Raw genomic sequence first — 15,018 nt, forward strand, 5'->3', positions numbered from 1 at the left:
ACCTTTCCCTCACGGTACTGGTTCACTATCGGTCACTAGGGAGTATTTAGCCTTGGGAGATGGTCCTCCCTGCTTCCGACGGGATTTCACGTGTCCCGCCGTACTCAGGATCCACTCAGGAGGGAACGAAGTTTCGACTACAGGGTTTTTACCTTCTCTGACGGGCCTTTCCAGGCCTCTTCATCTACCCCGTTCCTTTGTAACTCCATATAGAGTGTCCTACAACCCCAGAAGGCAAGCCTTCTGGTTTGGGCTAATTCCGTTTCGCTCGCCGCTACTCAGGAAATCGCGTTTGCTTTCTCTTCCTCCGGGTACTTAGATGTTTCAGTTCCCCGGGTCTGCCTTCCATACCCTATTTATTCAGGTAAGGATACTGCCCCATTACGGGCAGCGGGTTTCCCCATTCGGAAATCTCCGGATCAAAGCTTACTTACAGCTCCCCGAAGCATATCGGTGTTAGTCCCGTCCTTCATCGGCTCCTAGTGCCAAGGCATCCACCGTGCGCCCTTTCTAACTTAACCATTGCTAATTTGTGATGACCGTCGGCCTTCTTCGTCAGCTTCACTCGCTCACTCCTCACGTATGTGTAATACGTTCCGGTGCTCGCTCGATTGCTTCCTCGAATCCCTCGGTCCTGACAAATCATCAGTTTTACATCTCGGTGTTTTGAAAATTGACGCAAAAATTTGCCTTATTACTGTTATCTAGTTTTCAAGGAACATGGCTACGGATTTCAATCACATCGTGATTCATCACCGGTAGCGATACTGCGTGCTGCCATGCGAAGAGCAAAAAGAGATGCCTCTTCGAATAAGCTGTGGCGCAGGAGCAATCGTCTTAAAAGAAGACTCATTTAAGACTCACAATATTTAAAGCTTGAAAGAATTGCTTCTTTCAAAACTGAACAAAACATAAGCGCCTGACGTCTGTATATCCTTAGAAAGGAGGTGATCCAGCCGCACCTTCCGATACGGCTACCTTGTTACGACTTCACCCCAATCATCTGTCCCACCTTAGGCGGCTGGCTCCAAAAGGTTACCTCACCGACTTCGGGTGTTACAAACTCTCGTGGTGTGACGGGCGGTGTGTACAAGGCCCGGGAACGTATTCACCGCGGCATGCTGATCCGCGATTACTAGCGATTCCGGCTTCATGCAGGCGAGTTGCAGCCTGCAATCCGAACTGAGAATGGCTTTATGGGATTGGCTCGGCCTCGCGGCTTCGCTGCCCTTTGTACCATCCATTGTAGCACGTGTGTAGCCCAGGTCATAAGGGGCATGATGATTTGACGTCATCCCCACCTTCCTCCGGTTTGTCACCGGCAGTCACCTTAGAGTGCCCAACTGAATGCTGGCAACTAAGATCAAGGGTTGCGCTCGTTGCGGGACTTAACCCAACATCTCACGACACGAGCTGACGACAACCATGCACCACCTGTCACTCTGTCCCCCGAAGGGGAACGCCCTATCTCTAGGGAAGTCAGAGGATGTCAAGACCTGGTAAGGTTCTTCGCGTTGCTTCGAATTAAACCACATGCTCCACCGCTTGTGCGGGCCCCCGTCAATTCCTTTGAGTTTCAGCCTTGCGGCCGTACTCCCCAGGCGGAGTGCTTAATGCGTTTGCTGCAGCACTAAAGGGCGGAAACCCTCTAACACTTAGCACTCATCGTTTACGGCGTGGACTACCAGGGTATCTAATCCTGTTCGCTCCCCACGCTTTCGCGCCTCAGCGTCAGTTACAGACCAGAGAGTCGCCTTCGCCACTGGTGTTCCTCCACATCTCTACGCATTTCACCGCTACACGTGGAATTCCACTCTCCTCTTCTGCACTCAAGTCCCCCAGTTTCCAATGACCCTCCACGGTTGAGCCGTGGGCTTTCACATCAGACTTAAAGGACCGCCTGCGCGCGCTTTACGCCCAATAATTCCGGACAACGCTTGCCACCTACGTATTACCGCGGCTGCTGGCACGTAGTTAGCCGTGGCTTTCTGGTCAGGTACCGTCAAGGTGCCAGCAGTTACTCTGGCACTTGTTCTTCCCTGACAACAGAGCTTTACGACCCGAAGGCCTTCTTCGCTCACGCGGCGTTGCTCCGTCAGACTTTCGTCCATTGCGGAAGATTCCCTACTGCTGCCTCCCGTAGGAGTCTGGGCCGTGTCTCAGTCCCAGTGTGGCCGATCACCCTCTCAGGTCGGCTACGCATCGTTGCCTTGGTGAGCCATTACCCCACCAACTAGCTAATGCGCCGCGGGCCCATCTGTAAGTGACAGCCGAAACCGTCTTTCCATCCTCCCCCATGCGGGGGAAGAACCTATCCGGTATTAGCTCCGGTTTCCCGAAGTTATCCCAGTCTTACAGGCAGGTTGCCCACGTGTTACTCACCCGTCCGCCGCTGACTTCCGGGAGCAAGCTCCCTTCTGTCCGCTCGACTTGCATGTATTAGGCACGCCGCCAGCGTTCGTCCTGAGCCAGGATCAAACTCTCCGATAGAATTTGTGATGCACATGGATGTGCTAACATCGGCGTTGTCACAGGACGTGACGATCTTAGCCGATGATCCTTAACTCTTGTACTTTTAAAGTGTTTACTCACTATTATTTAGACGTCTTATTTCCATAAAAGAAACAAGAATCTGGCGCTTGTTTTGTTCAGTTTTCAAAGAGCAATCTCAATGCCGTTTCTCTCAGAAGCGACTTTATCAATATAACACCATATCAATCAGTTGTCAACTTCTGCGAAAAAAACTTTTTTAATTTTAAAGTCGCTGCATCAGCAACATTTATCATCTTAACAGCATCGCCATACACTGTCAACACTTTTCTAGATCGCGCACACTGGAAACCTGTAGTGCCAGCGTCCTTAATCTTTTAAGAACCTCCTTATATTACTCCGGTTCCTCTTAATCGTCAAGGTGTAGATATTTCCCACTTTAATAGAAAAGCCCCTCAGCAGAGGGGCTTTGATCAAGTATTTGCTAATCTAATTACATCCCTGGCAATCATAACTTCTTCATTTGTTGGAATCACCATAACTTTGACAGGAGAATGAGGATAACTGATAAAAGCTTCTTCGCCGCGTGTCCTGTTCAATGCCGGGTCCCAATATACACCCATAAATTCCAGCCCGTGTAATACTCGGGCACGAATTGATTCGCTATTTTCCCCGATTCCAGCTGTAAAGATAATGGCATCTACACCGCTCATTCTGGCTGCGTATGAACCGATATACTTATGGATGCGGCCTGCAAACACCTCTAATGCCAATTCGGCACGCTTATTTCCATTATTCGCCTCAACCTGTATATCGCGAAGATCACTTGAAAAACCTGAAATTGCAAGCATACCGCTTTCCTTATTCAATACATCAAGAACTTCATCTGCCGTCTTGCCTGTCTTCTCCATGATATATGGAATAAGAGCAGGGTCGATGTTACCAGAACGTGTTCCCATTGTCACACCAGCAAGCGGAGTAAAGCCCATCGAAGTATCAATTGATTTTCCACCTTCAATCGCTGCAATGCTGGCACCATTGCCCAGATGGCATGATAGCAGGCGAAGCTGTTCCAAAGGTCTGCCAAGCATTTCTGCAGCTCTTTGAGATACATATTTATGGGAAGTACCATGGAAACCATATTTTCTAATACCGTATTTCTCATAGTACTCATATGGCAGACTGTATAAGTATGAGCTGCCTGGCATCGTTTGATGGAATGCTGTATCAAAGACAGCCACTGATGGAACTTCAGGAAGGATTTGTCTGAAGGCCATGATCCCTGTCAAGTTTGCTGGATTGTGAAGGGGTGCCAAATCTGACAACGCTTCAATTTGTGAGATTACTTCATCATTTATGAGTGCGGAATCACTGAATACTTCTCCGCCATGCACGACGCGGTGGCCAATACCATCAATCTCATCATACGATTTTATAATATTATGTTTTGTCAATTTTTCTAATAACAGCCTTACTGCTATATCATGATTCGGAATATCAGTAGTTTCAGTAATTTTTTCTCCATTTACTGAAATCGTAAAAATTGCATCATTTAAACCTATTCTTTCCACAAGCCCTTTTGTGATTACTTCTTCTGAGGGCATTTCAAAAAGCTGAAACTTCAACGAGGAACTCCCTGCATTGATTGCAATGATTTTAGACATCCGTCGCGCTCCTTTTCTTAAACGTATTACGTTTAATCTGTAACTCTTACCCCATGCCTATAGGCATGGCGTCTTTATTTCCCCATTTAATCATTGAATAAACCCCATTTCAAGATAGGATATCCATTGGACACGCTTACAATCTAAAATAAAATAATTCATATTTTTCATATAAATTACAATAAATTTAACAAAAGCTAATGACAAACATTATGCCATTAGCTTCTGTAAGATAGTCAGTATTTTTCTTGTTTAAACCATTCATCAATTTTACTCATGACTGATTTTGTCGCATTTACATTAGAAAGCTTCGGGAGCTCGACCAGCAATGCATTTTTAGGGGGATTTAACCCTTCTTTTTTCTTTTGCAGCAATAGAATGCTTTTAGCTGCGGCTTCATTCTTAAACATGGATAATGGGAGCTGTATCATACCCTGAATATGGGTGTATTGTTTAAGATAATTGTTCAGTTTGTCCGCTTCTGCTGTTGTAAAAATGTTATTCGGGATGATGAATAATAAATATCCTCCACCTTTTACATGCTTCACGCTTTGTTCAATAAATAAATGGTGAGCATACGAATGTCCCTGATCCGCAGCCAGCTCATAATCGGCCGCCCTTACATCATTGGGGTAGTAACCAACCGGTAAATCACTCACTACTATATCCACCGGATCAATGAATAATGGTTCCAGGCTATCCTGGTTGAAGAACTGTACAGAATGCTCCTGTAAATTTGCTCCTGCGTATGCGAGCCTTATCAGTGTTTCATCGACATCCACACCAAAGGATGTATTTTGCTTCTCTGATAAGTGATTAAGAATTGTGAATAAAAGGTTGCCAGTACCGACTGCCGGGTCCAATATAGAAAAAGCATGTATATTATTTGTAAATTTCCCGATTAAATAACTTACAAACATTCCCACCGCATCAGGGGTCATTTGATGATTTGCCTGGGTATTTTCCTTCATACCCTTCAAAATCGCAAGCTGGAATGCCTTCCTAATATCTTCCTTCGAAAACTTTTCGAGCGAAATCTCTCTATATTTATTTAATAGCCGCTTTCTTGACAGCTCACTTACCTCATCCTGGATTACATTCCCATGAAATATATTTTCACCGGTTTCTCCAAGAGCATCCAGAAAAGTACAAGATAGCTCTTCCTGGAGCAAGGACGCGGTCTCGTCAAAAATATGAAATAGTTGTTCTATTGGCGCAAAGTTCACTGCGAAATCCTCCTGATTTTTTTTGTTTCTCCATTGTATAGGTGTAATGCTGCTGAAAACAAGTATTACGTCCGCAAAACAGGCATTATTATGTATGATGACACCAAAAAAGCTCTGGCTCCTTCTAGATGCTACCGAAGTAACACAAGGACAAAGGAGCCAGAGCTATCGCATCTGTTGTTATTTTGCGTTTTTAGCTGCCTCTAGAGCAGCTTCGTAGTTCGGAGGTGTTGTTCCTTCACTTACATATTCAACGTATACTACTTTGTCATTGCTATCAACGACGAATACAGAGCGTGCAAGCAAACGAAGCTCCTTCATCACAACTCCATATGCTTCCCCGAAGGATAAGTCGCGGTGGTCTGAAAGGACCTGCACATTGTCTAAGCCGCTTGAAGCACACCAGCGCTTTTGAGCGAATGGAAGATCAACGCTGATAGTTAGAACCTTTACATTATCAAGGTTTGATGCATCTTCATTGAACTTTCTGGTTTGAGTATCACATAAACCCGTATCGATTGAAGGTACTACGCTTATGATCCTCACCGTTCCCTTTGAATCAGCTAGCGTGACCTCGGATAAATCATTGGCAAGCACCTTGAAATCTGGTGCCTGGTCACCAACCTTAACTTCGTTCCCCAGCAGAGTCACCGGGCTGTCTTTAAATGTTACAGATGCCATAGCAATCCCCTCCTAAACTGTAAATTATGTACATTTTAATCATATGGGCTGACTATGTATTTTGCAATATTTTAGCTTTAAAGAATAGTTCTCCAATCTGTTAGTTGTAATGAAAAATACAACTGCTGCCGGCTTTTGATAATAGTACCTGTCACCATTCATAATCCTGTTCTTCGCTGGATGGTCTCTCATTTTGTTCAGATGAATTTTCACCAGCGCCATCCTGTTTGGGCTGTTTCGAACCAGATTTCTGGTCCTCACCCCCATGTGCATTTCCGGAGGATTCTTGGCTCTTATTTTGCTGACCATCCTGATTTTGCTTCTGGCCGGACGATCCCTCTGATTGCTGTGACTTCTTGTCCTGTTTTTGATTAAATGCCCCATTTGCTTTCTTCTTGATATTATTATTTCCACCAGAGGACTTATCAAGCAGACTCTGGACCTTTTCGAAAACGGCAGGGGCAACATCCAGCATTTTTTCCAGAAGGTGTGTGCCCTGATTCAAATGAAGAAGCTGGACCCCTTTTGTGCCTACGATCAGGAAAGCAATCGGAGTTATTGAAACTCCTCCTCCGCTGCCTCCACCGAAAGGTTGTTTGGAGGAATCTTGCTGCTGCCCTTCAATGACAAACTCGCTTCCACCAGTAGCAAACCCAAATCCGACCTTTGATACAGTCAAAATCACACTGCCATCAGGGGCTTCCACTGGGTCACCTATAATTGTATTCACATCAACCATATCTTTAAGATTTTCCATGGCTGTTTTCATTAAGCCTTCAATTGGATGTTCTGGCATGCTCATTCACCCCTTTTAGACAGATTGTTCATTCGTTTCAGCTGCGGATATTACTGCCAGATCACTAGAAAAATCTCTTTTTATTCGTTTCCAATACAGTAATAGCCTAAATCCTGCCCAAATAGCTTTTCCGATTGGAAAGTGGAATATACAAGACAGATGGCTATCAACAGTTGTTTCTTGATAGTTTGGAGTAACTGAATAAACCGGAGGTGTTCTAAATTTAATTAGATAACTTAAAACTGAAAAGATATAGCTTTTTATCGATAAATACCCGCTTGCTGCCATTCCTGTTAACATAGCGTCCCCTGTACCTATCACACTGTGCCATACCAGTTTCGGCACCTTAACGGTAGCAATGAACCCTTTGGAAATTCTCAGAATCGACCGCAGTTGATCCTGATATTTTTTTGCATTTCCGGTTATCACATCAATTTTTTGCAAAAGGGTATAATGTGGCTTTCCAGTATCGTTGGTGAATGAAGTATGTCGTTCCGGATTGCTGCCAGTGTGATGAAGTGAAATGCTCTTTTTGTACCGAAAGATTTGCAGCCAGGCAAATGTCAGATTGATGCATCCATCGTGGTGCTGAAAATAGATAGATATATGTATGCTTGAAAAAGCAATGAAAAGGAGTAAAATGATGGATACTGCAAGAATCACCAGGATCGTAACCAAAATGCCGCCTCCCTCTTATCACTAATATGGGCGACGGGCTAAAAAAATAAACCTCACAGCCATAGCCGTGAGGCAATTTCTTATTTCTATCTTCTATCAATAAGTACAGCAGTATCAGCAAAGATATCGTGAAGGCCTTGTTTCTTTGGAAGGAATCCTGCAATGATATAACCGATAAAAGCGAACTTTGCAATAAATCTTCCAATAAACTCCCTAAAGATGACGGTGCCCCAGGTTAGCTTTTCTTCCTTCAGACTCATTACCTTCAGTCCAAAAATCATTTTCCCCAGCGTCTGGCGGGTATACTTGGTCATCAATACGAAATACAGGTAAAATACCATAGAAGTAAGGATGGCTTCAAGCGTGAACCATTCAAACGGTGAGCCGATATCCATTGTTTTGAATATAGGATGGATCAAAATTCGGTTTATACTGCCAATCACAATCAAATCGGCAAGGTACGCCCAAAACCTCATCCAGAACCCGGCATACGGCAGTTTTCCGGACCCAGCGTACAGAGCATTTTTACTTGAATCAGCTTTTTCAATAGTCGCTGGACTTTCTGCAGATGTCACTTCTTCATTTCTCGTATCATCCCCATGCTGTACAGCTTTGTGATTATCATTTATATCACTCATTTTCTTCCCCCTCCCTACTCAGAATATAAATACATAAGGCGGGGAGAATTTCGGTTAGACAGCAGTTTCAACAGTGTATTTGTTTCTTTCCCCATTAATTTTTGCGCACCCATATTAAAGAGTGACTCTAGTCCAGCCTCATCCGTGTAACGGACAACTTGTGCATTATTAATTTTAAGATCTTTTTTCATCGCCTCTGTCACATCTTCCAAATGCCCGAATTCATCAATCAAATGAAGCTTCTTTGCCTGGCGTCCATCATAAATGCGTCCGTCTGCAATCTTGCGTACATCGGCTTCTGGCATATGCCTTCCCTCTGCAATGATTTTTACGAACTGATTATACGAATTATTAATCATTGTTTGTAAGATCTCATGTTCTTCTTTTGTCATTTGGCGATTTGGGCTCATGATGTCCTTATACGGACCGCTTTTAATCGTTACGAACTCCACTCCATACTTTTTTGCCAGCTTTTCATAGTTCATACCCTGCATGATTACACCAAGGGATCCGGTCAGCGTTTCCGGGCTGGCGAAGATCTTATCCGCAGGGGCTGATATATAATAGCCTCCCGATGCAGCCATTGATCCCATCGAAACATATACAGGTTTTTTTGTTTCATTCTTTATCTCCTGTATTTTATCATAGATTTCCGCGCTCTCTACAACCCCTCCGCCTGGAGAGTTTACATCCAGTACTATTCCTTTAATATCAGAATCCTCTTTAGCCATTTGCAGTTTGTCCATAAAATCTTTATGGTTGTATCCTCCGCTGCTCATGAAGGAAGAAACATCCCCTGAATCCTGAATTACGCCATCCACTTCAAATATCGCTATTTTATTGGATTCATCATCTCCCTCCACCACTTCTTCCGTAAACTTGTCTTCAGAACCAAAGAGATTCGTGATCGCTTCTTCAGTATCAGCCGTAAAGAAACTGACAGCCATGCTGAAAAAGATTGATACCACAAATAATACAGCTGCAATCCCAAGCGCAGCCCAACGTTTGCCGTTCATACTTATTCCCCCTTTTTAGTATTTAAATGAACCTGTAATCGAAAGTCCTGAGTCTTATTCCAGGTCAAAATAATGCACCCTGCCTCTTTATGTATGCTTCCGTTTTTCAAATATTTCAAATCATGATAAACTTATAGCACATTAAAATAGTTTACCAAAATATTGCGGATTTGTGTAAGAATGACCGTGTCAAAAATAGAAGCCGACTCATTAGTCATAAAATGGAGGAAGATTCACATGGCCAATCGCCGAAATATTTATTTCTTTCATAAGCGTTCAGACGACATAGTGGAGAAAATCCAGCATTTATACGACCTTGCTGAGAGATATTCTTTCAATATTGTTAACGACTATAGTATCGCCAACATTATTGTCAGTATCGGGGGAGATGGGACCTTCCTGCAGGCAGTCAGGAAAACCGGTTTTAGAGACGACTGTTTATACGCAGGCATTTCAACCACCGGCAATCTGAACATGTATTGTGATTTTTATCTGGATAGCACAAGTAAGATGATTGAGGCAATGACTTCAGAGAACATCGAGGTTCGCCGCTATCCGACTATAGAGATTAAGCTGGATGATCAGCCATCCTTCTATGCACTGAATGAACTTAGCCTAAGATCATCCGTAATCAAGACATTCGTTGTCGAGGTCTTTATTGACGAGCTTCATTTTGAGACCTTCCGGGGCGATGGAATTGTGGTCGCAACTCCAACAGGCAGTACCGCCTATAATAAATCCGTAAATGGATCTATAGTCGACCCTACGTTGCCATGCTTCCAGGTAAGTGAACTGGCTTCTTTAAATAATAATACATACAGGACACTAGGTTCATCATTCATTCTTGGTCCCGACCGCAAGCTTACACTAAAGCTTATGCAGGAAAGCAAAGATTACCCTACAATTGGTATGGATAATGAAGCTATGAGTATTCGAAATATCAAAAATATAGAGGTGTCTTTAAGCGGAAAAGCCATAAAAACAGTAAAACTAAAAGATAACTCTTTTTGGGAGAAAGTAAGAAGAACATTTCTGTAATCGTGCAATCAATACTTAAGCATTCGTTATGAGAGGAAACTCTTTTGTTCTTATATTGTCCTTCTTATATTATATATAGTTTCTCTTTACTTATCGTCAAAAAACCTTGTTAAGGCCGTTCTTCCCAAATGAAAAAGGAATCTGCTGGCCGCTGATTCCTTTTCATATTTTCTATGCACCAAGCTTCACTTTGCCCTTCACTTTTTTCGTTCTTATTGTTCCCCATTTTGTCACTGAAAGTGTATAAATCACCAGCGCACTCCAAATAAACATGAACGCCAGCAAATGAACCCTAGTAAAACTTTCATGGTAAACGAATACTCCTAATATCAAAGTGATAGTCGGAGCTATATACTGAAGGATCCCCAGCATGGAAAGAGGAACCTTTTGAGCTCCTTTTGCAAAGTATAACAAAGGGAGAGCCGTTGCAATTCCCGCCCCCATCAAGAGCAAGCTCGTATTCGCTCCTGAAAAGAACTGTGAATCGGCAGTGAACATCAGGTAAATCCAATACCCTATGGCAATTGGGGTAACCATCATGGTTTCCAGCGTTAAGCCAATTGCCGAATCGGCATTGACCATCTTCTTAACCAACCCATACAGTCCAAAAGTGATTGCGAGCAATAGCGATACCCACGGTATGGCACCATAGTGGACCCCAAGAATCAAGACCCCTACGCCTGCCAGGGAGAAAGCAAAGATTTGTGCTTTACTCAGCTTTTCCTTCAATACTATGACACCTAAAAGGACGCTAATAAGAGGATTAATATAATAACCAAGGCTTGTTTGCAAAATATGTCCGCTATTGACAGCCCAAATAAATATCCCCCAGTTGGCACTGACCAATAGCGATGCTAAAAGTAGTGCACTGAATTTCTTGCGGTTTTTAGCAATATCCTTTAGAAATATAACAAATCCAGACCATTTTTTCGTTACAAGAAGAAGAATGACCATAAATACAAATGACCACAAAACCCTATGAGCCAATATTTCACCGGCAGAAACGTCCTGCAGCCATTTCCAGTAAATCGGGATAATGCCCCATATCAGATAGGAGAGTGCAGCGTAAAAGGCACCCTCCTTTTCATTTGACAGCTTCAATTTGCTTATCCTCCTTGAAATATTTCCGTACTCGAAATAATTTCATTATATAGAAGGATGGCTTAAATATCTATTCTTTTTTAATCATTTTTGGTTGTATATTTTACTGATTGAAAGACGCTTTTCCCCGCTATGACTGTCATAGCTACATTGGCTTCAAGCAATTTCTCTGCACTGTTTCTGAATATATCTGTATCCAGGATAGTAAAATCGGCATCAAACCCCTTAGCGATTTGACCCCGTGTTTTCTGTTCAAGTATTGCTCCAGCACTGCCTGTAGTATAGAGCGATACGGCCTCGAACATGGACAAGCGCTCTGATTCCCCATAAACAGTGTTATCCTCGCCCTCAGGTTTCATCCTTGTAACTGCAGCATGTATTCCTAAAAGGGGATTCAACTGCTCAATAGGTGCATCTGAGCCGCCCGCACATACAATGCCCATTTCCAAGTATGTTTTCCACGCATAGGAATTTATTAAAAGCTGCTTATCTACTTTGCTTGTTACCCAAGGAAAATCGGATGGGACAAAACCAGGCTGTATGTCAAAAATCACAGGTAAAACCTTTGCACGATCCAGTAAGTCTTTCCGGACTATCTGAGCATGAATTAAGCGATCCGTTAATCCCTTTTTAGGAGGGAATTTCTCAATGGAGTTAAGCACATATTCAAAGGCTAAATCCCCGATGGCATGTACAGCTACCGGCATATCAAACCTGCGCGCTTTTTCCACGAGGGCGTCTAACTCTTCCTGGCTGAATATGGCGACTCCTTGCGTCTGTGGTTTATCCTTGTATGGCTGGCTTAACAGGGCTGTGTTTCCGCCAAGGGATCCATCCGCAAAAACTTTCATGGCATCGAAGCGAATAAATTCCGAACCAGAACCGTAACTGAACCCTTCGGATTGCATATCATCAATCACTTCATGGTGCACCAGCAAATTGGCCCTGAGCGTCATGCCTTCCTCTTCAATCACTTTTCGGAAAGCATTGTAGACAGGGGTAAATCCGTTGTAATAATGTAAATCCTCTGTATGGCATCCTGTTAAGCCGAGGCTCCAGCTGTCCTTAATTGCAGTACGCAATGCTCGTTCCACATAACCCTGAGTGATGCCTGGCAGGTTTGCTGTTACTAGTTCCATCGCCGGGTCTTCTTTAAACACTCCATTTAAATCTCCGTCCTCATACCGGCCGATCACTCCGCCGCTCGGTTGTATCACATCTTCGGAAATTCCCGACTCTGCTAATGCCTGCGTGTTTGCAACCAAAGCATGCCTGCAGATCCGTTTCAAAATGACCGGGTTATAAGGGGAAATTTCATCTAATTCCCGCAGGAGAATCAATTCCGAATGGCTCCATTCATTTTCATTCCAGCCTTCGGCAACAATCCACTCTCCGATTGGTGTTAGGGTGCATTTCTCCTTAACGGCAGCAAGGACTTCCTCCCTGCTTTTCATACCGGATAAATCCAGCCTCAAAAGGCGCTCTCCATGGCCAACCAGGTGCATATGGCTGTCAACCAGTCCTGGAAGCATCGTGTTACCCTTCAGATCCGCTGTTTGATCTATTTTCTCACCATATGTTTCTTTTATGTACGCCAGTGTGCCGGTATCCATGATCTTTCCACAATCGGTATAAACCGCTTCTACTGTTTCATTTTCATTGCTCATCGTGTAAATTCGTCCGTTATGCCACAATGTCCCCACGCTGTCTTCCCCCTTGTTTTATGCTCTACAGGAATGAGTGTAGCATTGTATAAATATTCTGCCAACAAGGAATGTATTTAGCAGGCTTTAGTACCTGGCAAACGATACCCTGCTATTTAAACAATCCATTGAAGTACATTGTCCTACCGTCCTCTTTTCGCATACAAGGAAACTGAGGGCTCTGGCAAATGAATGGGGAAAAAGCAACCGGCGAAGAGCCAGTCGCCAAATGCAGGATGCTTACCCTATTGCGAGTCTTGCTTTTCATTATAAGAATAACAACCTTTCGCCCAACTATAAGAAAACGGTCACTAATATTAGGAATAGATTATGCAAAAGTTATGGGTTCTGGTTGATTAATGCCTCCTGATTTCTTAATTCGACCCTGCGAATCTTGCCAGAAGTCGTCTTTGGAAGCTCATCCAAAAATTCTATTTTTCTTGGGTATTTGTATGGAGCGGTTAGTTGTTTAACATGCTCTTGAAGGGCTGGAACTAATTCTGGATCATCAGGATTAACAGCTTCCTGAAGCACAACAAACGCTTTGACTATATTCCCGCGTATCTCATCCGGGCTTGCCACAACCGCGCATTCTTTAACCGAAGGATGTTTTACTAGAGCGTCCTCCACCTCGAACGGACCTATCGTATAACCAGAGCTGATAATAATATCATCGCTTCTGCCTTCAAACCAGAAATATCCGTCTTCATCTTTTTTCGCCTTATCTCCTGTAACATAATATTCTCCTCGGAATTGCATTCCGTCCTTTCCGGATCTTTAAAATAATGCTTGAAGAGTGCCGGTGTTTCCACATGCACAGCGATATCACCAACCTCTCCCACTCTGCAAGGCTGTCCATCCCCATTTATGATTTCCACCCGATTTCCTGGAGTAGGCTTTCCCATGGAGCCCGGCCTGATTTCCATACCCTTTGTCACACCGACAAGCAGGGTATTTTCTGTTTGCCCATATCCATCTCTGACATCAAGATTGAAGTGCCTTCTAAATGCTGTTATAACCTCTCTATTCAAGGGCTCGCCAGCTGAAACCGCACTGTGCAGAACAGGAACGGAATATTCGGCTAAATTATCAACCTTGGCCATTAGCCTATATTCTGTAGGCGTGCAGCAAAGCACATTAATGTCATAGTCAGACAGAAGCTGCAAATACTTTTTCGGTTCAAATTTTCCGTTGTAGACAAAACCGGTCGCACCCGATCCCAGCACGGATAAGAAAGGACTCCAGATCCATTTCTGCCACCCTGGCCCGGCGGTGGCCCATACTGTATCATTATCCTTTATTCCAAGCCATTTTGGCGCTGCAGTCCTTAAGTGTGCATAGGCCCAGGCATGAGTATGCACCACTCCTTTTGGATTGCCAGTAGTCCCGGACGTATATGATAAGAAAGCCATATCGGAACTGTTAGTGTCAGCTATCGTAAACTCGCCTGGCTGCTTGTCCATTTCTTCATCTAGAAATATCCATCCCTGTTTATATTGTCCGACAGAAAACCTCACAATGGCTGATGATTCCTTGACCTCTTCTACCTGTTTGACAAAAGGATAGTAGCTAACCACACCTTTCGCTTCACCATGTGTAAGTCGGTATTTAATATCTTTGGATCTGAGCATTTCAGAGCTCGGAATCACTACGAGGCCCGTTTTTAGGGCGGCTATATATACCTCGTAGGCTTCAATGATCCGCGGAATGATGACAAGTACAGTATCGCCCCTCTTTAGTCCGGCTTTCATAAATGCATTAGCTATCTTATTGGAATTCTTGGTCAATTTCGCGTATGTAATCCTCTTTTTGTTCCCCGATTCATCTTCCCACTTCAACGCCACTCGGTCCGGATCGTCTGAAAACTGTTCGATCTCGCTAACCAGGTTATATTTCTCCGGAGCCAGCAAATCTTCACGCTTCATATTGTTTCCCCTTTCGAATAAAGTTACATATACATTATACAAAACAATCGGAATATTTAAAA

At 43.7% G+C, this 15,018-nt stretch carries 10 protein-coding genes, 2 rRNA genes and 1 pseudogene (1 of these 13 cut by a window edge); 1 reads left to right on the plus strand and 12 read right to left on the minus strand.

Annotated features, from left to right (window positions below):
* The 9 genes from V1500_RS20470 to sppA all read right to left on the minus strand — a co-directional run.
* Window positions 1-521: ribosomal RNA gene (locus tag V1500_RS20470) — 23S ribosomal RNA — on the minus strand; it reaches 2,425 nt to the left of the window's first position.
* Window positions 522-940: 419 nt separating this feature from the next.
* Window positions 941-2,490 (minus strand): 16S ribosomal RNA (locus V1500_RS20475).
* Together the 16S and 23S rRNA genes form the textbook arrangement of a ribosomal RNA operon.
* 473 nt (window positions 2,491-2,963) lie before the next feature.
* The gene (locus tag V1500_RS20480) at window positions 2,964-4,154 is read right to left on the minus strand and encodes an acetate kinase (protein ID WP_409302166.1); all 1,191 of its coding nucleotides are present in this window, start codon (window positions 4,152-4,154) and stop codon (window positions 2,964-2,966) included.
* A 236-nt stretch (window positions 4,155-4,390) separates the two neighbouring features.
* Window positions 4,391-5,380, minus strand: a complete 990-nt coding sequence (locus V1500_RS20485; protein ID WP_409302168.1) for a class I SAM-dependent methyltransferase — start codon at window positions 5,378-5,380, stop codon at window positions 4,391-4,393.
* A gap of 180 nt (window positions 5,381-5,560) precedes the next feature.
* Complete coding sequence (gene tpx, locus V1500_RS20490; protein WP_409302170.1) at window positions 5,561-6,061, minus strand: thiol peroxidase; 501 nt, start codon at window positions 6,059-6,061, stop codon at window positions 5,561-5,563.
* A gap of 151 nt (window positions 6,062-6,212) precedes the next feature.
* Window positions 6,213-6,857, minus strand: coding sequence for a GerW family sporulation protein (ytfJ, locus tag V1500_RS20495; RefSeq protein WP_409302172.1), 645 nt, complete (start codon window positions 6,855-6,857; stop codon window positions 6,213-6,215).
* A gap of 15 nt (window positions 6,858-6,872) precedes the next feature.
* The gene (locus V1500_RS20500; RefSeq protein ID WP_409302174.1) at window positions 6,873-7,535 is read right to left on the minus strand and encodes a DUF2953 domain-containing protein; all 663 of its coding nucleotides are present in this window, start codon (window positions 7,533-7,535) and stop codon (window positions 6,873-6,875) included.
* Between the two features lie 86 nt (window positions 7,536-7,621).
* Window positions 7,622-8,173 carry an RDD family protein gene (locus tag V1500_RS20505; protein ID WP_409302176.1) on the minus strand — a complete coding sequence of 184 codons (552 nt, stop codon included), beginning with the start codon at window positions 8,171-8,173 and terminating at the stop codon, window positions 7,622-7,624.
* A gap of 14 nt (window positions 8,174-8,187) precedes the next feature.
* Window positions 8,188-9,189 carry a signal peptide peptidase SppA gene (gene sppA / locus V1500_RS20510; protein ID WP_409302178.1) on the minus strand — a complete coding sequence of 334 codons (1,002 nt, stop codon included), beginning with the start codon at window positions 9,187-9,189 and terminating at the stop codon, window positions 8,188-8,190.
* 237 nt (window positions 9,190-9,426) lie between these two features.
* Here sppA and V1500_RS20515 point away from each other — a divergent pair, with 237 nt between their 5' ends.
* Window positions 9,427-10,227 carry an NAD kinase gene (locus V1500_RS20515; RefSeq protein ID WP_409302180.1) on the plus strand — a complete coding sequence of 267 codons (801 nt, stop codon included), beginning with the start codon at window positions 9,427-9,429 and terminating at the stop codon, window positions 10,225-10,227.
* 171 nt (window positions 10,228-10,398) lie between these two features.
* On the opposite strand, the gene rarD is transcribed toward V1500_RS20515, so the two are convergent.
* From rarD to mbcS, 3 genes and pseudogenes are all read right to left on the minus strand, one after another.
* Window positions 10,399-11,328, minus strand: coding sequence for an EamA family transporter RarD (gene rarD, locus V1500_RS20520; protein ID WP_409302182.1), 930 nt, complete (start codon window positions 11,326-11,328; stop codon window positions 10,399-10,401).
* Between the two features lie 80 nt (window positions 11,329-11,408).
* On the minus strand, window positions 11,409-13,031 hold the full coding sequence (locus V1500_RS20525; protein WP_409302184.1) for an amidohydrolase: 1,623 nt from the start codon (window positions 13,029-13,031) through the stop codon (window positions 11,409-11,411).
* A 339-nt stretch (window positions 13,032-13,370) separates the two neighbouring features.
* Window positions 13,371-14,956 (minus strand): annotated as a pseudogene (gene mbcS, locus V1500_RS20530) (acyl-CoA synthetase MbcS).
* Window positions 14,957-15,018: the final 62 nt, after the last annotated feature.

The sequence above is a fragment of the Peribacillus sedimenti genome (assembly GCF_046237635.1).
Classification (GTDB): Bacteria; Bacillota; Bacilli; order Bacillales; family DSM-1321; genus Peribacillus; species Peribacillus sedimenti.